The organism is Kocuria sp. TGY1127_2, assembly GCF_013394385.1.
Classification (GTDB): Bacteria; Actinomycetota; Actinomycetes; order Actinomycetales; family Micrococcaceae; genus Rothia.
The window spans coordinates 2415913-2437747 of the sequence record NZ_AP022834.1 but is presented as its reverse complement, the minus strand read 5'-3'; the positions used below and the strand labels follow the sequence as shown (position 1 = coordinate 2437747).

At 60.9% G+C, this 21835-nt stretch carries 19 protein-coding genes and 1 tRNA gene; 14 read left to right on the top strand and 6 right to left on the bottom strand.

Annotation, left to right across the window (positions count from 1 at the left end):
• The first annotated feature begins 299 nt into the window (after positions 1-299).
• A complete protein-coding gene (locus sake_RS10910) occupies positions 300-1649 on the top strand; it encodes a UDP-glucose/GDP-mannose dehydrogenase family protein (RefSeq protein WP_178946033.1) in 1350 nt (449 codons plus the stop codon).
• 394 nt (positions 1650-2043) lie between these two features.
• On the opposite strand, the gene sake_RS10905 is transcribed toward sake_RS10910, so the two are convergent.
• Positions 2044-2116: transfer RNA gene (locus tag sake_RS10905), tRNA-Arg, on the bottom strand.
• Positions 2117-2385: 269 nt separating this feature from the next.
• On the opposite strand from sake_RS10905, the gene sake_RS10900 reads away from it, so the two are divergent.
• A complete protein-coding gene (locus sake_RS10900) occupies positions 2386-4245 on the top strand; it encodes a phosphoenolpyruvate carboxykinase (GTP) (RefSeq protein WP_178946032.1) in 1860 nt (619 codons plus the stop codon).
• 126 nt (positions 4246-4371) lie between these two features.
• Here sake_RS10900 and sake_RS10895 read toward each other — a convergent pair whose 3' ends face one another.
• On the bottom strand, positions 4372-5769 hold the full coding sequence (locus sake_RS10895; protein WP_129360500.1) for a phosphomannomutase/phosphoglucomutase: 1398 nt from the start codon (positions 5767-5769) through the stop codon (positions 4372-4374).
• Positions 5770-5901: 132 nt separating this feature from the next.
• Between sake_RS10895 and manA the strand changes: the two genes are divergently transcribed.
• From manA to sake_RS10875, 4 genes are all read left to right on the top strand, one after another.
• Positions 5902-7095 carry a mannose-6-phosphate isomerase, class I gene (gene manA, locus sake_RS10890; protein WP_178946031.1) on the top strand — a complete coding sequence of 398 codons (1194 nt, stop codon included), beginning with the start codon at positions 5902-5904 and terminating at the stop codon, positions 7093-7095.
• Positions 7096-7186: 91 nt separating this feature from the next.
• Entirely contained in the window at positions 7187-8455 is a 1269-nt protein-coding gene (locus sake_RS10885; protein ID WP_129360502.1) for an AI-2E family transporter, read from the top strand.
• Positions 8456-8560: 105 nt separating this feature from the next.
• Entirely contained in the window at positions 8561-8830 is a 270-nt protein-coding gene (locus sake_RS10880; protein WP_129360503.1) for an ACT domain-containing protein, read from the top strand.
• Between the two features lie 11 nt (positions 8831-8841).
• Complete coding sequence (locus tag sake_RS10875; protein ID WP_129360504.1) at positions 8842-10203, top strand: PFL family protein; 1362 nt, start codon at positions 8842-8844, stop codon at positions 10201-10203.
• A gap of 95 nt (positions 10204-10298) precedes the next feature.
• Here sake_RS10875 and sake_RS10870 read toward each other — a convergent pair whose 3' ends face one another.
• Together sake_RS10870 and tmk are read right to left on the bottom strand one after the other, a co-directional pair.
• The gene (locus sake_RS10870; RefSeq protein ID WP_178946030.1) at positions 10299-11447 is read right to left on the bottom strand and encodes a DNA polymerase III subunit delta'; all 1149 of its coding nucleotides are present in this window, start codon (positions 11445-11447) and stop codon (positions 10299-10301) included.
• Positions 11444-12127 carry a dTMP kinase gene (tmk, locus tag sake_RS10865; RefSeq protein ID WP_178946029.1) on the bottom strand — a complete coding sequence of 228 codons (684 nt, stop codon included), beginning with the start codon at positions 12125-12127 and terminating at the stop codon, positions 11444-11446. Before tmk ends, sake_RS10870 begins: the two co-directional genes overlap by 4 nt.
• Before the next feature lie 80 nt (positions 12128-12207).
• On the opposite strand from tmk, the gene sake_RS10860 reads away from it, so the two are divergent.
• From sake_RS10860 to sake_RS10850, 3 genes are all read left to right on the top strand, one after another.
• Positions 12208-13488 (top strand): PLP-dependent aspartate aminotransferase family protein, encoded by a 1281-nt coding sequence (locus sake_RS10860; protein WP_178946028.1) that lies wholly within the window; start codon positions 12208-12210, stop codon positions 13486-13488.
• A gap of 9 nt (positions 13489-13497) precedes the next feature.
• A complete protein-coding gene (locus tag sake_RS10855; protein ID WP_129360508.1) occupies positions 13498-13809 on the top strand; it encodes a DUF2516 family protein in 312 nt (103 codons plus the stop codon).
• Between the two features lie 117 nt (positions 13810-13926).
• Complete coding sequence (locus sake_RS10850) at positions 13927-14673, top strand: phosphoglyceromutase (RefSeq protein WP_129360509.1); 747 nt, start codon at positions 13927-13929, stop codon at positions 14671-14673.
• 147 nt (positions 14674-14820) lie between these two features.
• On the opposite strand, the gene phoU is transcribed toward sake_RS10850, so the two are convergent.
• Positions 14821-15486: a phosphate signaling complex protein PhoU gene (phoU, locus tag sake_RS10845; protein ID WP_129360510.1), complete on the bottom strand. Its 666-nt coding sequence runs from the start codon at positions 15484-15486 to the stop codon at positions 14821-14823.
• Between the two features lie 155 nt (positions 15487-15641).
• On the opposite strand from phoU, the gene sake_RS10840 reads away from it, so the two are divergent.
• Positions 15642-16922, top strand: coding sequence for a cell wall metabolism sensor histidine kinase WalK (locus sake_RS10840; protein ID WP_129360511.1), 1281 nt, complete (start codon positions 15642-15644; stop codon positions 16920-16922).
• Positions 16919-17599: a response regulator transcription factor gene (locus tag sake_RS10835; RefSeq protein WP_129360512.1), complete on the top strand. Its 681-nt coding sequence runs from the start codon at positions 16919-16921 to the stop codon at positions 17597-17599. Before sake_RS10840 ends, sake_RS10835 begins: the two co-directional genes overlap by 4 nt.
• A gap of 126 nt (positions 17600-17725) precedes the next feature.
• Here the strand turns inward: sake_RS10835 and sake_RS10830 are convergent, their stop codons facing one another.
• Positions 17726-18259 (bottom strand): hypothetical protein, encoded by a 534-nt coding sequence (locus sake_RS10830; RefSeq protein ID WP_129360513.1) that lies wholly within the window; start codon positions 18257-18259, stop codon positions 17726-17728.
• A 302-nt stretch (positions 18260-18561) separates the two neighbouring features.
• On the opposite strand from sake_RS10830, the gene sake_RS10825 reads away from it, so the two are divergent.
• The 3 genes from sake_RS10825 to rlmB all read left to right on the top strand — a co-directional run bounded on the left by sake_RS10825 (position 18562) and on the right by rlmB (position 21653).
• Entirely contained in the window at positions 18562-19044 is a 483-nt protein-coding gene (locus tag sake_RS10825; protein ID WP_129360514.1) for a CarD family transcriptional regulator, read from the top strand.
• Positions 19045-19213: 169 nt separating this feature from the next.
• Positions 19214-20632, top strand: a complete 1419-nt coding sequence (cysS, locus tag sake_RS10820; RefSeq protein WP_178946027.1) for a cysteine--tRNA ligase — start codon at positions 19214-19216, stop codon at positions 20630-20632.
• A 28-nt stretch (positions 20633-20660) separates the two neighbouring features.
• Positions 20661-21653 carry a 23S rRNA (guanosine(2251)-2'-O)-methyltransferase RlmB gene (gene rlmB / locus sake_RS10815; protein WP_178946026.1) on the top strand — a complete coding sequence of 331 codons (993 nt, stop codon included), beginning with the start codon at positions 20661-20663 and terminating at the stop codon, positions 21651-21653.
• Positions 21654-21835 lie beyond the last annotated feature (182 nt).

Here is a 21835-nt window from a genome sequence, read left to right as displayed (position 1 = left end):
GGCTGAAGTCCTAAGCCTTTTGACTCGAATCGGTGTTGCCTCTGGCTGATGTTCCGCCGAATGACACGGGGCAGATCCCGACCAGGACGTGAGTTCTCCCGTTGGGCAGGGATCTTAGTTTTCCGAACTGCGGCCGTTCCCTTTGCGCGTGCGGAGGCCGCATGAGGCGGGAGTTATCCTAGTGTACCGGGGAGTAGCCTACGGAAATCATCCGGGGTACGAGTGTGGGCGGGGGCCATGCTGCTTCGAATCCCCGTGGGTCTCCGGCCCCACCGAAAACAGAAGAAAGGAATGCATCGATGCAGATTGCGGTGTTCGGTTCCGGTTACGTGGGACTGGTCACAAGTGCGTGTTTGGCGGATGGTGGGCACGAGGTGACATGCGTCGACGTCGACGCCGCCCGCGTACGCCGCCTGCAGGGCGGCGAATCCCCGATCTTCGAGCCGGGCCTCGACCGCCTCCTCGCCAGGAATCTGGAAAATGACCGGTTGCACTTCACCACCGACGCCGGTGAAGCCCTGGACGGCGTAGAGGCCGTATTCATCGCGGTGGGTACACCCCAGGCCACTGATGGTTCGGCGGACCTGCGCGCCGTCGACGCCGTGGCCCAGGAAATCGGTCGGCGTGCAAACCGCGACATGCTGGTCATCAACAAGTCCACGGTGCCCGTAGGCACGGCCGCTCGGGTCGGTGAGGCCATTCGGCGCGAGCTGAACCAGCGGTATCCCGAGGGGGAGAGCCCGCGCGTGGGTGTGGCCTCCAACCCGGAGTTCCTCAAGGAGGGGACGGCGATCGCGGACTTCAAGCACGGTGAGCGTGTCGTCATCGGCACCGCGAACGATCGCGACGCGACGGTTCTCCGGGAGATCTACGAACCCTTCAACCGTCAGCGCGAGAAGATCATCGCCATGGACGTCGCCTCCGCCGAGCTCACCAAGTACGCGGCGAATGCAATGCTGGCCGCCAAGATCAGTCTGATGAACGAGATCGCGGGCATTGCCGAAGCAACGGGCGCTGACATCGAAAAGGTGCGCCTGGGGGTCGGCTCGGACTCCCGTATCGGCCAGCCGTTTCTCTACGCGGGCGCCGGGTATGGCCGATCCTGTTTCCCTAAGGACATCGCGGCCCTAGCGCACGTGGCTCGCGACGCGGGACGTACGCCGCGCATGCTGAAGGCCGTCGAAGACGTCAACGCGGAACAGAAGACGCTCTTGTTCCAGAAACTCTCCTCGCTGGTTCCTTCTCTGGAGGGCAAGATCGTGGCGGTGTGGGGTTTGAGCTTCAAGCCCAAGACGGACGACGTGCGGGAGGCTCCTTCGCTCGACGTCGTCCGATCTTTGCTGGCCGTCGGATCCACGGTGCGTGTCTATGATCCCGTCGCCGCGGACTCGTTCCGGGCCGCCGTGGGCCAAGACGAGGGTCGAGTGATCTACGCGGAGACGAAGGAGGATTCCGTCGAGGGTGCGGATGCGTTGGTGATCTGCACCGAGTGGGAGGAATTCCGGGTGTTCGATACCGCCTCGCTCTCCCGGGCAATGCGTGGCCGGGTCATCGTGGACGGCCGCAACCTGTACGACCCGGAGCGCGTGGCCGAGGCGGGATTCGTATACGCCTCGATCGGTCGGACGACGACGGGGCTGCCCGGCTGAATGGCGCGGGTCACCACCCGGTCCTGAGTCGCTCCGGACCGTGGGTATCGGTCCAGGGTGCAGTTCTCCCGCACCGTCGAAGTCCCATCGCGATTTCGGCCCGCCCGAGGAATTCCTCGGGCGGGCATGCCGCGGGCCGGACGTCCGTTCCGCTCGGCGGGCTCGCGCAGTCAGCTCCTCCGGGTCGATTCGGGGGGGGGTCCGTGTGGACCGGCAGATCGCAGATTCGATCGTCGTCATCAGCCAGATCGCGATCGTGAACTGCAAGCCGGCCGAGCACGCCCCATTCGGCTCGTCATTGTGAAACAGCAGGCAATGGGAGCGGGGACCTTGATCGAGTGGCTCTTAACGGGAGAAGCCCCGTCACCTTCCGATGACGGGGCTTCCTATAATGTGCGCCCGAAGGGATTCGAACCCCCAACCTTCTGATCCGTAGTCAGATGCTCTATCCGTTGAGCTACAGGCGCCCGGCCACTGAACGGCTTCCCGTTTCAAGGCCGAGTACTAGCTTACATGCGGGTATCTGAAACGCCAACTCGAGCTCCTGTGATCTGTGCCCCATTGAGATCGTGGAACAGCATGTTCGGTTTACGCTACTGTGGTCATGTCACAAGGGATGGAGCTGGATCCTGTTGTGCGCGCAGCGAGCAACAGTCCATATGGATATCGAGCACCCCCCACACAATGTCGTGAGTGATGGCCTGAGAGGGCCGCAACCTGTTGAGGGGAACAATTAATGACTGACATCGTCGTCGGAAACAGCGACAAGCTGAAGCCAGCCGTGGAAGAGGCCCTGAAGAACGCCCCCACCAAGTACCAGCCTTTGCTGGACTGGGTTCGTGAAGTTGCCGAGTTGACTGAACCGGATGCCATCCATTGGGTGGATGGTTCACAGGAAGAATGGGACCGTCTCACGAGTGAACTCGTGGACGCGGGCACGTTCGTGCGGCTCAATGAAGACAAGTTCCCGAACTCATTCGCCGCATTCTCCGATCCCGAGGATGTTGCGCGCGTCGAGGAACGCACTTTCATCTGCTCCAAAACCCGCGAGGGCGCAGGGCCCACGAATAACTGGGTGGACCCGGAAGAGATGAAAGAGACCCTGACCGAGAAATACCGTGGTTGCATGCGCGGTCGCACGCTCTACGTGATCCCTTTCGTCATGGGCCACCTTGATGCCAAGGACCCGAAATTCGGGGTGGAGCTTTCAGACTCCGCCTACGTCGTGTGCTCGATGCGCATTATGGCGACCATCGGTCAAGATGTGTTGCGCAAGATGGAAGACACTGAGGCTTTCTTCGTAGAAGCCCTCCACTCCGTGGGTGCGCCACTGGAAGAGGGCCAGGAGGATGTCGCGTGGCCCTGCAACCCGGATAAGTACATCGTCCAGTTCCCAGAAGAACGAGCCATTTGGTCCTTCGGTTCCGGTTACGGCGGCAACGCACTTCTCGGAAAGAAGTGCTATGCCCTGCGCATTGCCTCGGCCATCGCGCATGATGAGGGGTGGCTTGCCGAGCACATGCTAATCCTCAAGGTCACCGACCCCAAAGGGGAGACTCATTACATCAGCGCGGCATTCCCGTCCGCGTGCGGCAAGACCAACTTTGCGATGATCGAGCCCAGCATTGAAGGCTGGAAAGCAGAGATGGTCGGCGACGACATTTCCTGGATCAGCTTCGATGATCAAGGCAAGCCTCGGGTTATCAATCCGGAGGCCGGCCTGTTCGGTGTGGCCCCGGGGACCGGCTGGTCGACCAACCCCAATGCGATGCGCGGCGTCGCGAAGGGTAATACGATCTTCACCAACGTTGCCCTGACTGATGACGGCGGCGTCTGGTGGGAAGGCATGACCGACGAGGTCCCCGAGCACTTGACGGACTGGAAGGGGCAAGACTGGACTCCCGAGTCAGGTCGTCCTGCCGCGCACCCGAACTCGCGATTCTGCACCCCGATCGAGCAGTGCGACATCGTCGCTCCCGAGTACAGCGACCCCGAAGGCGTGCCGTTGTCCGCGATCGTTTTCGGTGGACGTCGCAAGACCACCGTGCCGCTCGTGTCGCAGTCCTTCGACTGGAACCATGGCGTTTTCCAGGGCGCGACGTTGTCCTCGGAAACGACCGCAGCGGCGAAGGGCCAGGTCGGCGTCGTGCGTCGCGATCCGATGGCAATGTTGCCATTCATCGGCTACAACGCTGGCGACTACCTGAAGCACTGGGTGAGCCTCGCGGAGAAGTACGGCGAAGAGAATATGCCGAAGATCTTCTACGTGAACTGGTTCCGCCGCACCCCGGATGGCGGTTTCGCCTGGCCTGGATTCGGCGAGAACTCGCGCGTGGTCAAGTGGATCGTCGAGCGTCTTCAGGGCACTGCCGGTGGCCGGGAAACGGCCGTCGGTATCGTGCCCGATGTCGAGGATCTCGACCTGACCGGACTTGACGCCGATCCCCAGGACACCGCGGCTGCCCTAGCAGTCAACGCGGATGAGTGGAAGGCAGAGCTTCCGGGAATTGATGAATGGCTGGAGAAGCTCGGTGACCACGTTCCCTCCGAGGTGAAGGAACAGCGCGACGCTCTGCGAGCACGCTTGAACGGCTGACCTCCGTTGACAACGACGCCGCCCGGTCGCATCCCATGAGGGAAGCGGTCGGGCGGCGTCGTTCGCTGTCTACCGGCGATAGTCCGCGTCGGGGCCTCGATCGAGTGGACTGGACGGGTTGGTCGGCTACTGCCGAACCAGGTTCAGAGCGAAATCCCGGACACGCTCCATCGTGGCCTGATCCGGTGCCTCGACGTTCAGGCGCAGGAACGGCTCGGTGTTCGAAGGGCGGAGGTTGAACCACCATCCTTCGGACCGATGGGTGAAAGTCGTGCCGTCCATCTCATCGACGTCTACCGGCTGATCCGACAGAGCCTCACGAACCCGCTGGACTGCGGCCGTCTTGTCTTCGATCTTTGAGTTGATCTCCCCGGAAGCCACATAAGGTGCGTACTTCTCAGCCAGCTCGGATAGTGGCTGGTCCTGCGTCCCCAGCGCAGCCAGCACGTGCATTGCTGCGAGCATGCCGGTGTCGGCGTTGAAGAAGTCTTTGAAGTAATAGTGAGCCGAGTGCTCACCACCGAAGACCCCCTTTTGGCTGGCCATAACGCCTTTGATGAAGGAATGGCCCACGCGCGTTTTGACGGGACGGCCACCTTTCGCCTCGACGAGCTCCGGCACGGCTTTCGAGGTGATCAGGTTGTAGATGATGACCGGTTCGGAATTCCCGTCGGCGTTCGCACGGTCAATCTCGCGCTCGGCAACCAGCGCGGCAATCGCGGAGGGGGTCACCGGTTGCCCCTTCTCGTCGATGACGAAACAACGGTCTGCATCTCCGTCGAAAGCCAGCCCGATGTCTGCGCCCTGCTCGACCACGGCGGCCTGCAGATCGCGCAGATTGGCCGGCTCGAGTGGATTGGCTGGGTGGTTGGGGAAGGTACCGTCGAGCTCGAAGTACAACGGGCTGATGTCCAGCGGCAACGCGTCCAGCACCGAGTCGCCGAGGACGGCAGGCGTGGTTTTTCCGGCCATCCCGTTGCCCGCATCGACCACGACCTTCAATCTGCGAATTCCGGCGAGATCCACCAAATCACGGAGGTACTTTGCGTAGTCCGCGAGGATGTCGCGCTCCTTCACGGACCCCGTCTTCTCGACCGAGATCACGCCCTCGCTCAAGTACTTCTGGGCCGCATCACGGATCTCAAACAATCCGGTTTCGGAGGAGATCGGGACCGCCCCGGCCTTGGCCATTTTCATGCCGTTGTACTCGGCGGGATTGTGTGAAGCCGTGAAGGTAACGCCCGGGGCGTCGAAAACGCCACACGCAAAATAAAGCTCATCCGTGGAGATCAGACCGATCTTCAGAACATCGGCTCCCCGCATCGTCACTCCCGCTGCGAACTCGTCTATGAATTCGGGGGAGGAAGGACGCATGTCTCCGCCGACCAGGACGGTTTTTCCGGTTAGGCCAAGAACATCGACGAAAGCCGCTCCCGTTGCTCGAACGGTCTCGCGGGTTATGCTCTCACCCACGATTCCGCGGACGTCGTAGGCCTTGAATGACTCTTCTAGGTTAATGCTCACGCTGAGATTCTACGGTGCCGCGCTTTGAAAACCTGCCGTGCACGATCGTGACCGCCCTCATACCCGCCCACGGCTACTGCGCGCTCGAGAAGACGTGTGGTTGGATTGATGACTATGGGGCAGCTATTGAAGATGGTAAATCCAATCCAGAATTACGCCTGGGGGACTCGGGACACGCTTCCGAAGCTCCGTGGCGCAGAATGTCCTGCCGCCGAGCCCGAAGCGGAGCTGTGGATCGGTGCTCACCCGAAAGCGCCGTCCAGGATCCAGACCCCCCAAGGGGAGCGCTCTCTCGCTGAACTTTGCAGCGAGGATCCCGAGGGGCTGCTTCCGAGCGGTACGGACGAATTCCCGTTTCTCTTCAAGATCCTCGCCATCGAGTCGCCGCTGTCGTTGCAGGTGCACCCTTCCGAAGCGCAGGCTGCCGAAGGGTATGAACGAGAAGAGCAGGCCGGCGTCGCGCTGAATGCGCAAGAGCGCAATTACAAGGATCGCCAATCCAAACCGGAGACGGTCATCGCGTATTCGCCACTTCGAATCCTCACGGGTATCCGTCCCGCGCTTGAGCTCAAGGACATCGCAAAAAAACTGAACCTAACGTGGCTTGCGGAAATGGCCGATTACAACGCCGCCGACATCATCACGGCCATTTTCGCCAAGGATGAGACGAGCTCTTCGGTCGCTTTGGAGGCCACCGTGAATGCAGCGATGGATTGGAGCCTCGCGCACCCGTTTGAAGAGGAGGGCGCCGCCGAGCGCCGCGAGCAACCCGGATTCGAGCTCGATGCCCTGGCCGACCTCATCCTCCTGGTGCATGACGCCTATCCGGGGGACCGTGGACTGCTCGTAGCTGTGGCCATGAACCAGCTTTTCCTCAAGCCTGGAGAATCCGCGTATACCCCGCACGGACAAGTACACGCTTATCTCCAGGGCACCGCGATCGAGATCATGAACCCGTCCGACAACGTGATGCGCGCCGGACTTACAGCCAAGCACATCGACGTCAAGGAAATGCTGTCGGTCCTCATTGAGGACCAGCCCGCTCCGGAACTCCGACTGCCGAAGAAGCAAATGCCTGGGGTCGCTCGCTATGAATTGTGGGACCCTCGGTTGAGCGTTGCCCAGATCGAGGTTGCACAGGACGTGCCCGTAGAGTACCCATGCGATGGTCTTGCCGCGATCTTGTGCATAGACGGCGAGATCGGCATTTCGGGAGCCGGAGAAAACTTCAGGCTGCGCGGGACGGAATCCGTGTTGCATGTTGGCTCTGAAGACACGCTTGAATTGACGGGCAACGGCCGTGCATACGTTGCGACCTGCGTCTAATCACTGATCAAAACCGGTGGACAGCCAGTTCAAGCCCGTGCACCGGGTCAACCACCGAACGGGTAGAAGAGAAACGGAGACTCCCACTGCGATGAGTCATCAGGATCAGCAGTCGCGACGCGGCGCAGGCTTACCTCTGGGCGTCGTAGGGCTGGTTGCGCTCGCAGCCCTCGTCGTATTCATGGGTGGGCTCAAATTTATCTCGGACATTTTCGGGCCGATGTTCCTTGCATACTCATTGGTTGTTGCCGTACGGCCTATGCGTCTGTGGCTCGCCGACCGCAAGGTTCCTCGCTGGCTGGCGACGCTCTTGGTTGCCCTTTTCCTCTATGCCATACTTCTGGCCATCATCGGATCGATGGTCGTCTCTGTTGTCCAACTGGCGGAGACTTTGCCCAGTTACAGCGGTAAATTTGCTGCTCTTTATCAGGAAGCGAGGCACTGGCTGAGCGACTATGGTCTCAGCGAGACCGACGTCGGAGACTCGCTGCTGGAGTACCTGCAGCCCAGCCGCATCATCAGCGCGGCCACCACGATTCTGAGCGGGCTTTCTTCGGCCGGGTCCCAGCTCTTCGTGCTCGTGATGGTCATGGCCTTTCTCTTCATCGACGCCACGATCATCCCCGGCCGTCGCTCGGAAATCAGTAAAGCCAAGCCGGGCCTGGGGGAGGCATACGCGGACTTCAGCCACCGAACCTCGAAATACTGGGTAGTCAATACGGTATTCGGCGCGATTGTCGCGGTCTTGGACACCGTTGCCCTGATGCTTCTGGGCGTTCCGTTGGCCTTTACCTGGGGCGTTTTCTCGTTCGTCACCAACTACATCCCGAACATCGGGTTCGTCATCGGCTTGATTCCTCCGGCCCTCCTAGGGCTTCTCGCCGGCGGACCGGCCACGGCGATCTGGGTTGTCGTGCTGTACTCGGTCATCAATTTCGTGGCCCAGTCCGTGATCCAGCCCAAAGTTACGGGGGACGCCGTCGGGCTCAACACCACCGTAACGTTCGTTTCCTTGATCTTCTGGGCGGCAATCGTGGGCCCTCTCGGCGCGATCCTCGCTGTGCCCCTGACTTTGTTCTTCAAAGCGATGTTCATCGACTCGGACCCCCGCTCGCGGTGGATCGGAGTGGCCTTCGATTCCAGGGGCAAGCCCAACGACTTGCGCCGGATCGGGGACTCCGTTCACGAAGACGGACGTTATTCGCTGCGTAAGACGTATGGCCCGGACCCGGACGATGCTCCGGCCGGAGCCGTGGGCCCCTCCTCGGAGCAAAAGCGGCAGCTCAAGCGTGAAAAAGGAGTGCGGCTCGGACGGCAGCGGCCCGCTGGCGGTGCCACGAGCGCCAGAGAAAAACCCTGAACAGGCTCTCTCTGAGTGATTTAATGAACTGGCCCGCTCGAGCCGACCGAGCTGTCCGGGGCCGCGCAGACCTCCGGCAATCCGCGATCACTCAGAAAGAGCACCATGAAAATAATTCTCACCGTGACGGGCCTGGACCACGAAGGCATCATTGCCGCCGTCTCCACGGGATTGGCCGATCGTCACGTGAACATCCTCAACGTCTCCCAGACCCTCATGGAGGGTTATTTCACCATGATCATGCAGGGTGAGTTCGACGAGACTCAACAGACCATCGAGGACATCCAAGCAGCCATGAAGCCTATAGGGCAGGCGGCTCGCGTCGAGGTCAGGATCCAGTCCGAGGCCATATTCGACGCGATGCACACACTTTAGGGCGCCCGAGCATGATCGATACCAACGCAAATATTCTTGAAACCATCCAGATGATCGAGGAGGACAAACTCGACATCCGGACGGTCACCATGGGCATCTCTCTGCTCGACTGCATCGATTCGGACGGGGCGAGAGCCCGCCAAAAGATCTACGACAAGATCACCGGCCGGGCCAAGGACCTCGTACGCGTCGCTCAGGGGATCGAGGCCGAGCTGGGCATCCCGATCATCAACAAGCGCATCGCGGTGACCCCCATCGCGATCGTAGCTGGGGCCTCGGGTGACACCGAGTACTTCGACTACGCGCGCACCCTCGACCGGGCGGCCCGTGCGGTAGGGGTCGATTTCATCGGAGGATTCTCGGCTCTGGTCGACAAAGGCCAGACTGAAGCCGACCGGAGGCTCATGGCCTCGATACCGCAGGCGCTCGCGGAGACGGATGTCGTGTGTTCATCCGTCAATATCGGATCGTCGCGGGCCGGCATCAACATGGATGCCGTCCAGGACATGGGACGGGTTGTCCGCCAGACCGCGGACCTCACCGCGGATGCCCATGGTTTCGGCTGCGCCAAACTGGTTGTCTTCGCGAATGCCGTATCGGACAACCCATTCATGGCCGGGGCATTCCACGGCGTACAAGAGGCCGACTGCGTCGTCAGCGTGGGTGTCTCCGGTCCTGGCGTCGTCAAACGCGCGCTCGAGAAGGTTCCCGGCGCGTCATTGAATGCGTGTGCGGAGACCATCAAGAAGGCCGCTTTCAAGATCACGCGTGTCGGCCAGCTGGTGGGCAACTTGGCCGCGGAACGTCTTGGTGTCTCCTTCGGCATCGTTGATTTGTCCTTGGCCCCCACGGCCGAGGTCGGGGACTCAGTGGCGCGTGTCCTGGAAGAAATGGGACTTGAAGTCGTGGGAACTCACGGAACCACCGCAGCCCTGGCGTTGCTCAACGATGCCATGAAGAAGGGCGGGCTGATGGCTTGCTCGCGTGTCGGTGGCCTGTCCGGTTCGTTCATCCCGATTTCAGAAGATATCGGGATGATCGAGGCGGCGGCTTCCGGTGACATCACACTCGACAAGCTCGAGGCTATGACCGCGATCTGCTCCGTCGGGCTGGACATGGTGGCCGTCCCCGGTGATACGACCGCTGCGACGCTGTCGGCGATGATCGCGGACGAGGCGGCCATTGGAGTCATGAACCACAAAACCACGGCGGTCCGGGTGATCCCCGCTGTCGGATTGGGTGTAGGCGACATCGTCGAATTCGGCGGTCTGCTGGGGCGGGCACCCGTTATGCCTGCGCATCAGGGCTCATCAGAGGTATTCGTCAAGAGGGCGGGCTATATTCCGTCGCCCGTCCACGGCTTCCGAAACTGAACTATGGAGAACTCCTCCAGCTTCGGCCCCACGCCTCTCTGAGGCATGGGGCCGTTTGGCGGGAGATGAAAACGAAGATCTTTGGGCCAGCAGGTTCAGTGGCGCAGTATCAAGCTGGCCGCCATCGCTTCGAAGGCCAATCGCGGGCTGACGTTCGTGGAAATCCGGCGCCGTGTGAGATTGATCGTGTCGATCTGTTCGAGGGTTCGTTCCGCGCTCGAATTGACCGCATAATCGGTCAGCTCGCGTTCTAAATGGTGATTGATCAGTTGCGATCCCGTTTTGAGCTGAAGCGTCAGCACATCTCGGTAAAAGGTCGACAGATCAATGAGAAAACGATCCAAGGTGTCTACCTGTATGCGCTTGGCTCGGCGCTTCTGATCTTCTTTCAGACGGCGTACGGCGGCTTTGATGGTCGGCGGGATCCGGCCCGATTCGGGGGCACCGAGGGTGATCAAGAGGTCTGCTTTTTCTTGGTCATTGCGCTCGTCGGCATCGGCGGATGCCTCTGCCTCGGCCGTTGAAATCAGACGATCCGCAGCGGCAACCGCCGAGCTGATGCCCGCCAACCCCAGGGGGAGTCGAACCACGTCCTCACGACGGGCTTTGGCTTCCGGGTACAACGCCAGCCGCCGGGCGATTCCAATATGTCCTTGAGCCAGGCGTGCCGCTTGCTGCGCGGTCTCCGGATCCACGTTATCCCGGAGAGACAAGAGCCCTGCGACCTCCTCGGTCGCGGGAACCTTGAGCGTGATTGCGCGGCACCTCGAACGGATCGTGACCAAGACGTCGATAGGGCTCGGTGCGCAGAGCAACCAGATGGTGTGGGGCGGCGGTTCCTCAACGGCCTTGAGGAGCACGTTCGAGGTGCGTTCGGGCATGCGGTCCGCGTCTTCGACGATCATGATCCGCCAGCGACCCACCGAAGGACGGTCCTGAGCCTTGACCACGAGGTCGCGTGCTTCTTCGATCTTGATGCTGACGTTTTCGGTTGCGAAGCTGGTGACGTCCGCATGTGCACCAGTCATGGCGGTGCGGCAGGATTTGCATTCGCCGCAGCCGCGCTCGGCAGGATCCGGCTTCTCGCAGAGCAAAGCGGCCGCGAGGGACCTCGCCGCAATGGATCGGCCGGAGCCGGGAGGCCCCGTGAACAACCAGGCATGCGGCGGTTGCTCAGAAGATGCTGCCCGGCGCAATTGCTGAACTGCCTGGCCCTGTCCGACCAACTGGTCCCACACGCTCATCGCGGCTCACCCGCCGTCAGTACTGGTGCGACGGCGTTCCACACCCGGTCGGCGACGTCGTCGATCTCTCCTCCGCCGTTGACTGTGACGCGAGCGGAATCGGTGCTCTGCGCCAACGCGTGAAAGGAATCGCGGACCCGGGCATGGAATGAGTCCGGTTCTGCCTCCAGCCGGTCGGCCGCTCCACGCGACGTGACTCGCCGGCGGGCGTCCGAGACCCCGAGCGAAAGAAATATCGTGAGGTCGGGAAGAAGGTTTTCGGTGGCCCACCGGGAAAGTTCGGTGACGGGGCGTTCGCCGAGTCCGCGACCGGCCCCCTGGTATGCGGCCGAGGAGTCGATGTAACGATCACAGACGACGATCGCGCCACGCTCGAGCGCCGGGGCAATGACCTGATGCGTGTGCGCTGACCTGGAGGCCGCGTACAGAAGGGCTTCGGTGCGGGCATCTATCTGCCCCTGACCCTGTTCCAGGACCAAGGACCGAATCCTCTCGCCGATTTCTGTGCCTCCGGGCTCACGCGTGAGGAGCACCTCGCACTTGATTTCCTCACGAATCCGCGTCTCCAGGATCCGGGCTTGGGTCGACTTCCCGCTGCCGTCTCCGCCCTCGAAGACGATGAAAACGCCGGGACGTGGGGGAGCGTTGGTTGCCGGGGAGTAATGGAGCTCTGAAGTCACTCTCGTAGCCTATCGAAATCATTGGAGGCATATGGGCGCCCAGCGGGGATTGCCGCGGTGCTCCGGGTAGCCTGTGGATTATGCAGCTAGATTCTTCGGATATCCACGGACGCAAGGGGCACGAGCCCGAGGAGATTATTGCGGAAGAGCGCCGCGCCGAGCGTGAAGGCACGGAAGCATCTTCCCCGTGGTCGCGGGAAACTCTGGTGGTCTCGGCAGGACGCCCTGCCTCAGAACATGACGCACCCGTCAACTCGCCGATCGTCCTGTCCTCCACATTTCACGGGGCAGGCCCCATCCTGCCCGAGGACCGAGCGTACGGGCGGTTCACGAACCCGACGTGGGAGGACTTCGAAGGGGTGCTTTCCTCACTCGAAGGCTCGGAATTGCCTGCTCTTCTCTTCGGTTCCGGAATGGCCGCGGTCGCAGCGGTCGTCGGCCAGGTCCCGGTCGGATCCGTCATCGTCATGCCGGAGCATACGTACCTGGGTTCCATGTCGTTGGTGCGGCAGATGGAGCAACGCGGGGTTTGCACGCTCGTCGAGGTTCCGATCGAAGACACCGATCACGTCATCGAGGTACTGACTCAGCAGGCCCGCTCTCTTCCCGAACCGTCTCAGGGCGCCGAAGCTCCGTATGTGTTGTTGTGGTTGGAAAGCCCCACCAACCCCATGCTCGAGGTCGCTGATCTGCCGACGCTACTCGCCGTGGCTCGCGGGTTGGGAGTCCGGACCGCAGTGGACAACACGTTCGCAACGCCGTTGGTGCAACGCCCTCTTGAATGGGGAGCGGACTTCGTCGTGCATTCCGCAACCAAATACCTGGCTGGACACTCTGACGTGATCCTGGGCGCCGTCGTCACTCGCGACCCGCAGCTGAGGAAATCCACTCTGGCCGAGCGCTCGCTGTCCGGGGCGATCGCCGGACCGGTCGAAGCGTGGTTGGGTCTGCGAGGACTGAGGACTCTGTCCTTGCGCATCAAACAGTCGTCCTCATCGGCACAGATTCTGGCCGAACGCCTCAGCGAGCATCCCGCGGCCGCCGAAGTGCGCTACCCGGGGCTTCCGACCGATCGAGGACACGAGCGCGCCAAAGCACAGATGAGCAATTTCGGTTCGGTCCTCTCAGTCACTCTCGACGCCGATGCGGAAACTGCTGAGCGCGTGGTCGATGCCCTGAACCTCTGGACTCCGGCGACGTCGTTGGGCGGCGTGGAATCGTTGATCGAGCGTCGTCGCCGACACTCCAACGAGGCGCAGAGCGTCAGTGAGTCATTGCTCCGCCTGTCGGTGGGCATCGAGGACGTCGAGGACTTGTGGAGCGATCTCCAGCAAGCACTTGAGCTTGTTCAGAAACGATAGGGTAGTCATATGACGATCTTGACCGTAGTGCTGAACCTCGAGCGCATTATCGACCTCGCGCTCGGCCTGATTCTATTCCTGCTCGCCCTGTGGGCCTTTATTTCCGCGGTGGGGGCCAGCGACTACGCTTATCAATCCGCTTTCAAACGCACCAAGAAATTCTGGGTCCTGGTCACGGCTGCGTGCCTTCTGGGTGCCGTGATTTCGATGCTCGGGGCGTGGCGAGGAGGCTCTTCGAGTCTGTTCATCCAGCTGATTGCGGCCTCTGCCGTGGGCGTGTTCCTCGCCGACGTCAGGCCGGCCGTTCGCACGAGGAAATAGCGCTCAATCTTCTCTGCCGCATGCGCGGTCGTCCACATGCCCCGGGTTCGCCCGGGGCATGTGTGTTTTCTGTGGAATGCTTCCCGAATGCTCCTCGGAAAGTGGAACAATGGGGCTATGGCTGAAACTTACAAACTTGTTTTGCTCCGTCACGGGCAGAGCGAATGGAACAAAGAGAACCTGTTCACCGGATGGGTTGACGTGCCCCTCTCCGACCAGGGCAAGGAAGAAGCCGCGCGAGGCGGCGCCTTGCTCAAGGAAAGGGGAATCCTTCCGGAGATCGTTCATACCTCCCTCTTGCGCCGTGCCATGAACACCGCGAACATCGCGCTGGACGAGGCCGATCGCCTTTGGATCCCCGTCAAGCGCAGTTGGCGTCTCAACGAGCGCCACTACGGAGACCTCCAAGGCAAGGACAAGGCCGAGGTCCGGGAGAAATACGGCGAGGACCAGTTCATGCAGTGGCGCCGCTCGTACGACGTGCCACCGCCTCCCTTGGAAGATGACTCAGAGTTCTCCCAAGCTCATGATCCGCGGTACGCGGATGTTGAGGACGCCCCCCGAACCGAATGTCTCAAGGATGTTCTCGAGCGCATGCTTCCGTACTGGGACGAGGGCATCAAACCTGACCTGGCCGCAGGCAAAACCGTCCTGGTGGCCGCGCACGGCAATTCGCTCCGCGCGTTGGTCAAGCACTTGGACAACATCGCCGACGACGAGATTTCCGGGCTGAACATTCCGACCGGGATCCCGCTCTATTACGAGCTCGACGAGAACTTCAAACCGATCAAGGCCGGTGAGTACCTGGATCCCGACGCCGCTGCCGACGCGATCCAGGCCGTTGCCAATCAAGGCAAGAAATAAGGCCTGGTCTTACTCAGCAATGAAGCCGCCCCGCGAGGTACCTCGCGGGGCGGCTTCATTGAGCTCAAGGGTACGGACCGGATCCGTCACAAGCTCGCGCCGACGACGTCGTCTCCGCGGCCGGGAGCTGTCTTTTTGACTAAGCCTTTATGACTGGCTGGCCGTCGGCGCGGAGTCCCACTCGCCGGTGACCAAGTATGTGACTTTGCGAGCGACCGAAACGCCGTGGTCGCCGAAGCGCTCCATGTAACGGGAAACCAAGGTCATATCGATCGTGGTCTGTGCATTGGAGCCCCATTCGGCGCCCGCAATGTGGGAGAAAACCGATTCGTGCAGCACATTGATGCGGCCTTTGGCCGTGTAGATCTCGTCGGCGTAGCCCAACTCGCGGGTTTCTAGCAATTGGATAACGTTCTTGATGATCGTCTTGTCGTTGTCAATGATTTCCTGGAAGGTCGGGAGGAGGTCTTCCGGGACGGCGGCTTCGGGATACCGGAGCCGCGTGACCTGTGCGACGTGGCGGGCGAGGTCTCCGGCTCGTTCGAGCGAGGCACTCATGCGAAGAGCTCCCACGATCATGCGAAGGTCCGAGGCGACGGGGCCTTGGAGAGCGAGGAGATCAATGGAACGCTCGTCGAGCTGGTTCTGCAGGAAGTCAATGCGCGCGTCATTCGAGATGACCTCTTCGGCCTGCTGAATGTCTGCGTTCAATAACGAGTCAGATGCGCGGTCGAACGCAGCCTCCACGAGGGTCGCGATTTCGACGAGGTCGTCGCCCACTTGTTGGAGCTCGGCCTGAAAAACTTTGCGCACGATTAACGGTCCTTTCCTGACAACACGGATCTACTACCTTAGAGTCTCAATCGCGCGTAAACGCGATCCCCGTCTTGGGTGAACCTTAGTTGAACCCGGGGGCGCAAGGCACTATTTGGATCAATTCAGTTGATACTTATGCCTAAGCTGTACAGGTGAGTTCTGTCGCTTTAGCCTTCATGTGGGGCCTGATCGGGTTGGCGCTTGGTTTGGTCAGCCACTTCGCCCTGCGCCGAAGCGATCGCCAGCGTGCCGAGTGGGCCGTGGTCGACGAACCAACTATAAGCGATGGTGCCGCTCAGGTACTGGCTGTCGTCGGGCAGGCGTACGTACTCGTCGACGCGGTGGACGGCGTCGTACGCGCGTCCCAGGGGTCTTATGCCTACGGCCTGGTACGCGGACACAGTCTGGCTCAACCCGAATTGCTCGAATTGATCCGTCAGGTACGGCGCGACGGGGTGATTATCGAGAAGACCGTAGAGATTTCTCGTGGCCCCATGGGGCGCGGAGTCCTCGTGCTGAATGTCCGCATAGCACCCGTGGCAGACGAATACATTTTGATGCTCGCGGATGACCGCACCGAGATCACCCGTGCACAGGCGATCCGAACAGACTTTGTGGCGAACGTGTCACATGAGCTCAAGACCCCGGTCGGTGCCGTCCGTTTGCTGGCTGAAGCGATCGAAGGGTCCTCCGAGGACCCGGAGGCGGTGCGGCATTTCACCCGGAGACTCCATAAGGAAGCGGCGCGATTGACCGCGCTGGTTCACGACATCATCGAACTCTCGCGGTTGCAGGGCACGGATATCGTGCAAAAGGGAAAGATCATCGATCTCAACCAGCTGGTGCATGAAGCAGCGGATCGAAACAAGCTCACCGCCGAGAACAAGAACATCTCGATTCGTGTCGGAGGTACGGCTACCCGGCCGATTCACGGCGACCCGGAGTTGCTCATGACCGCCTTGCGGAATCTCATCGACAATGCAATTCGCTATTCGCCGGAGAATACCCGCATCGGAGTGGGAATCCGATCCAAGAACGGCACGGCTTCGGTGTCCGTCAAGGATCAGGGTCCGGGTATTCCCGAAGAAGAGCAAGACCGCATATTCGAACGCTTTTACCGGGTCGACGCCGCTCGCTCACGGCAGACGGGTGGTACCGGTTTGGGGCTGTCGATCGTGAAACACGTGATGGCTCAGCACGGCGGAGAAATCTCTGTGTGGTCTACGCCGGGACAGGGATCGACCTTTACGGTGAGCCTCCCGGAGCTGGACGAGGCAACCGAGAAGGACCTGCGCGAAAGCGAGTCGGATCTCGGACCGATCCGCGATCAAGAACCCGTTTCCATCATTGCGGTGGATCAGACCCCTGCAGATAGCGCGGGGAAGAATAGATCCGGTGATACCGGTTTTGACGAGGAGGATACTCAAGCATGACTCGACTCTTGGTTATCGAGGATGAGGAAGCCCTCAGCGAGCCTCTGGCCTTTTTACTGGGGCGCGAGGGGTTCGAGGTGACCGTGATCGACAACGGTCTCGACGCCGTCGCCGAATTCGATCGAGCAGGAGCCGATCTGGTTCTTCTGGACCTGATGTTGCCGGGTCAGTCCGGGACGGAAGTGTGCAAACAATTGCGCCAACGCTCCAACGTCCCGATCATCATGTTGACCGCGAAGGACACGGAAATCGATAAGGTTCTCGGCCTCGAGCTCGGTGCCGACGATTATGTGACGAAGCCATATTCGTCTCGTGAACTCGTTGCCCGGGTGCGCGCCGTATTGCGGCGACAAACGGAGACCGAGGAGTTGGTGACCTCGACGGTCGAGGGCGGGCCCGTGCGCATGGACATCGAGCGGCATGTGGTCAGCGTCAACGGCCAACAAACCGCAATGCCTCTGAAAGAATTTGAACTCCTCGAGATGCTGTTGCGCAACGCTGGCCGTGTTCTGACCCGTGGTCAGCTCATCGACCGTGTGTGGGGCAGCGACTACGTGGGCGACACCAAGACACTGGATGTTCACATCAAAAGGCTCCGGTCCAAGATTGAACCCGATCCTTCCCATCCTCGGTACCTCGTGACCGTACGCGGCCTCGGGTACAAATTCGAACCCTGAAACTGGTCAGGTCCTTCACCGGCATGATGTAAAGACCCCGGCATACACGAGGGCTCCCCGTTGCACTGCAACGGGGAGCCCTCGTGTATGCGGAGCGGGGCTGTCCGCTTCCGGAATGCGTGAGTCTTAGCTGCCCTGTGAAGACTGGCTGGAGCTGGGCGAGGCGCTGCTCGAGGACTGCGTTTCGGCCAGGTTCGGCATGTATTCCTTGTACTCATCGAGCGTGCCGTCCAGAACCGGAACGTTGGCGGTGGTGCTCTGCGATCCGACCGAAAGCTTGGTGCCGTCGAGGAGTTCACCCGGAGCCTTGCTGACGGGGTCGAGGATGGTTTCCTTCTGTTCCAACTGAACCTTGCCGTTGGCGGGAACACTGACGGAAGCGGTCGCGTTGCCCGTGTCGATCCGGACGTCCATGTCCTGGTCCGAGGAGTTGATGATGGTTCCGAGCAGACGGCCCGCGGAGTCCTTGTCCTTGGCTATGACCATCAGGTTCCGGAATTCTGCATCAGCCACGTTCGCATGAACGCCGTCGGACGCGGCGTAATGAATCGTGGTGGGCTGCTGGTGAATGTAGCCACAGCCCGTGGCGGACAGAACCGCCGCCGCAATGGCAACCGTTGCTCCGGCGCGCTTGACGTTCTGGCGAGCAAAAGACTTCACGTCTCACTCCTTGTGTGGTGATGCGAGGATCGATCGACGCCCCGATTAAAGCGCCGCAGAGTCATTCCCTGGTCAGTTTAGCGCTTTTTGTGGACGCTTCGTCGGCAACGGGGCCCGTGGCGGGCGCGCCGAAGCCGTGGCCTTGGCCGATAGGGCGGCCGTGCCTTGATTTAGAGGGATGCACCCCACTGGCGGTGGTGGCGAAAGCCTCAGAATTTCCAGTGCTTCATTATAGGAAACTCATGGCTCATTGGTGTAAATGGGCCGTGGTAAACTGGGTAGGCTGAAAGGGGTTTATCCATATGCTTTTTGAGGTTGGCGAAACCGTCGTATACCCTCACCACGGCGCGGCGACGATCGAAGAGATCAAGACTCGCATGGTCAAGGGCGAAGAGAAGATGTATCTCAAATTGCAGGTCGCACAGGGTGACCTGACGATTGAGGTTCCGGCGGACAACGTCGACATGGTGGGCGTCCGGGACGTCGTTGATGAGAAGGGCCTCCAAGAGGTCATCAACGTACTTCAGGCCGAGGACGTCGAGGAAGCCAGTAACTGGTCCCGCCGTTTCAAGGCCAACTCCGAGAAGCTCGCCTCCGGCGATGTCCTCAAGGTTGCCGAGGTCGTTCGCGACCTGTGGCGCCGCGAACAAGTAAAGGGTCTTTCGGCGGGCGAGAAGCGCATGCTGTCCAAAGCTCGGCAAATTCTCTCCTCCGAGGTGGCCCTGGCGAGGGACATCGACGAAGAGGCAGCGGAGACCCAGCTCGACAAGATCCTCGAGGACTAGGCGGGCCTTCAGGCGCCGAAGAGTTCACGACGAATGCGCGTTCCTCCACCCAGGAGGGACGCGCTTTTGTCGTTGATCTTGTCCTCGCCCGGCAGTTCCGGGTCGGCCGAGGGCGCGTTTTGATCGCGCCCTGGACTCGGTACTTGATGATCCTCGTTAGAATTGCCCCGTGAGCTTGCGTTTTTACAGTACCGATACGGCCAGTGTCCGAGATTTTGAGCCGGTCTCCCCGGGGGAGGCGCGTCTCTACTACTGTGGCGCCACGGTGCAGGGTATGCCTCATATCGGCCACATCAGATCAGCTTTGGTCTTTGATCAGCTCAGCCGTTGGCTGCGGTATCGGGGATTTAAGGTCACGACGGTCCGTAACGTGACGGATATTGACGATAAGATCCTCGCCAATTCTGCGGCCAGTTTTGAGCAGGGTTATTCGGGTTCGCATCCCGAAGAAGAGTGGTGGGCTCTGGCCTATCGATTCGAGAAGGTCTTCGCTTCGGCGTATCAGGCACTCGCAATCGACCAACCGACCTACGAGCCGCGCGCGACAGGGCACATTCCGGAGATGTTCCGTCTCATCCAACGGCTAATCGATCGTGGACACGCCTATCCCGCTTTGGACGATTCCGGAGATGTCTACTTCGACGTCCGGTCATGGAAGTCCTACGGCTCACTGACCCGTCAGAACATCGATGACATGCAAGCCGCCCCCGATGCCGATCCCAGGGGCAAGCGCGATCCTCGCGACTTTGCTTTGTGGAAGGGCCATAAGGATGGCGAGCCGTTCACGGCCTCGTGGGAATCTCCCTGGGGGAGGGGACGGCCAGGGTGGCACCTGGAGTGCTCTGCGATGGCCGGTAAGTATTTGGGGGAACGCTTCGATATTCACGGGGGCGGGCTGGACTTGCGTTTCCCGCATCACGAGAATGAACTGGCGCAGTCCACCGCGGCAGGTTTCGGCTTCGCGAACTTCTGGCTGCACAACGGCCTGGTGACCTACGAGGGCGACAAAATGTCCAAGTCCATTGGCAACACCGTCTCCCCCGAGGAGATGCTGGAAACAGCGCGTCCGTTGGTCGTCAGGTACTACTTGGGCCAAGCGCACTATCGGTCGATACTGGATTATCGCCCTACCTCGTTGGATGAAGCCCAAGTGGCGGTGGAACGCGTGGAGACTTTCCTCGCACATGCAGGCGGCGGACGTCCCGATGGTGAGGTCCCGCAAGGATTCGCGGACGCGATGGATGATGACCTCAATATCCCGCAGGCCCTGGCCATTTTGCATGAACACGTACGGTCCGGAAATGCGGCCCGTGCGGAGCATAAGGAAGATGCCGTCGCCCGTGAAGCCGACGCCGTGCGAGCGATGACGGATGTGCTAGGTCTGACGCCTCTCATGGACTTCGCTTCACCGAGCGGTTCAGGGGCGGAGCATTCAGCCCTCGACTCACTCATCCGAACACTTGTGGCCCAGAGGGCCGAGGCGCGCGCCGCAAAGGATTGGGCCCGCGCAGATCACATCAGAGACGAACTCGCCGCCGCCGGAATTACCGTCAAGGATTCCGAAAGCGGGACGACTTGGTCGGTCTGAGACCGAGCCAAGCACAGAAAGGCACATCATGGCTGAAAACAACCGGCCCGGAGCAATCCGGAAGAAGAAAAAGGGCCCCCTCAAAGGCACGGGTGGCCACGGGCGCAAATCTTTGGAGGGCAAGGGCCCGACACCCAAGGCGGAGGACCGTCCTTATCACAAAGCTCACAAGGCGAAGAAGCTTGCGGCCCGGCACCAGCGTTCCGCTGGGCCGGCGAGGCAGCAACGTCTTGGCGGAAGGCGCACGAGCGAAGAACTCGTGACGGGGCGCAACGCCGTCCTTGAAGCGCTGCGCACTGATATTCCGGCCAAGCACATCTTTGTGATGGCCAATATCGAGGCCGACGACCGCATCCGGGAAATTCTCGCAACCGTCACCCGCCGAGACATTCCCGCTTTGGAGATCACGCGGAGCGAGATCGAGCGGTTGACAGAAGGGGCCGTTCACCAAGGGGTGGCTCTGCAGATCCCTCCCTACAAATACCCGGACGCAGGCGACCTCACGTCTTCGATTCTGGAGAAGTGGCACGCGGGCAAGATGGAGAAGCCTCCGCTGTTCGTTGCTTTGGACGGAATCACGGATCCGCGTAACTTGGGCGCGATCATCAGGAGCGTTTCGGCCTTCTCGGGACAAGCTGTGATTGTTCCGGAACGTCGAGCCGCCGGCGTGACGGCTTCAGCATGGAAGACGAGTGCGGGGGCGGTCTCACGAGTTCCGGTAGCCAAGGCAACCAACCTGAACCGTGTGATTGACCAGCTCAAAGAACAGGGGGTGTTCGTCGTAGGCCTCGATGGCGACGGTGATGTTCAACTGCCGGCACTCGGGCTGGCGACCGAACCTCTTTGCGTCGTCGTGGGTTCCGAAGGCAAGGGCCTGTCCCGGTTGACGGCTGAGAAGTGCGATCAAATAGTTTCTATCCCGATTGACTCGTCGATGGAGTCCCTCAACGCATCGTTGGCTGCGGGCATCGCTTTGTATGAGGTATCCCGCCTCCGGGGGCAAGCCGAGGGGCAACGATAGGGGTCTGTCCCCGCACCACGAAGAGCGTAATGCACATCACGGGCCCTCGAGTTGCGGGGGTCCGTGAGCGTATGTAAAGTAATGCGAGTTGCCACGGCGACTGGGTCCACGACCCGGCAGTGGCGACTAATCTCCGGAAAAATTCTCCAGCTCACCGACTTGCTTCAGTGAGATGAGTGAGC

What these genes read in the sequence shown, in the direction of transcription:
- sake_RS10825 (WP_129360514.1), top strand. Translation starts at nt 18,562, where the DNA reads ATGCTTTTTGAGGTTGGCGAAACCGTCGTATACCCTCACCACGGCGCG.
- sake_RS10875 (WP_129360504.1), top strand. Translation starts at nt 8,842, where the DNA reads ATGATCGATACCAACGCAAATATTCTTGAAACCATCCAGATGATCGAG.
- manA (WP_178946031.1), top strand. Translation starts at nt 5,902, where the DNA reads ATGGTAAATCCAATCCAGAATTACGCCTGGGGGACTCGGGACACGCTT.
- sake_RS10880 (WP_129360503.1), top strand. Translation starts at nt 8,561, where the DNA reads ATGAAAATAATTCTCACCGTGACGGGCCTGGACCACGAAGGCATCATT.
- sake_RS10860 (WP_178946028.1), top strand. Translation starts at nt 12,208, where the DNA reads ATGCAGCTAGATTCTTCGGATATCCACGGACGCAAGGGGCACGAGCCC.
- sake_RS10885 (WP_129360502.1), top strand. Translation starts at nt 7,187, where the DNA reads ATGAGTCATCAGGATCAGCAGTCGCGACGCGGCGCAGGCTTACCTCTG.
- sake_RS10870 (WP_178946030.1), bottom strand. Translation starts at nt 11,447, where the DNA reads ATGAGCGTGTGGGACCAGTTGGTCGGACAGGGCCAGGCAGTTCAGCAA.
- sake_RS10850 (WP_129360509.1), top strand. Translation starts at nt 13,927, where the DNA reads ATGGCTGAAACTTACAAACTTGTTTTGCTCCGTCACGGGCAGAGCGAA.
- sake_RS10900 (WP_178946032.1), top strand. Translation starts at nt 2,386, where the DNA reads ATGACTGACATCGTCGTCGGAAACAGCGACAAGCTGAAGCCAGCCGTG.
- rlmB (WP_178946026.1), top strand. Translation starts at nt 20,661, where the DNA reads ATGGCTGAAAACAACCGGCCCGGAGCAATCCGGAAGAAGAAAAAGGGC.
- sake_RS10910 (WP_178946033.1), top strand. Translation starts at nt 300, where the DNA reads ATGCAGATTGCGGTGTTCGGTTCCGGTTACGTGGGACTGGTCACAAGT.
- sake_RS10855 (WP_129360508.1), top strand. Translation starts at nt 13,498, where the DNA reads ATGACGATCTTGACCGTAGTGCTGAACCTCGAGCGCATTATCGACCTC.
- sake_RS10835 (WP_129360512.1), top strand. Translation starts at nt 16,919, where the DNA reads ATGACTCGACTCTTGGTTATCGAGGATGAGGAAGCCCTCAGCGAGCCT.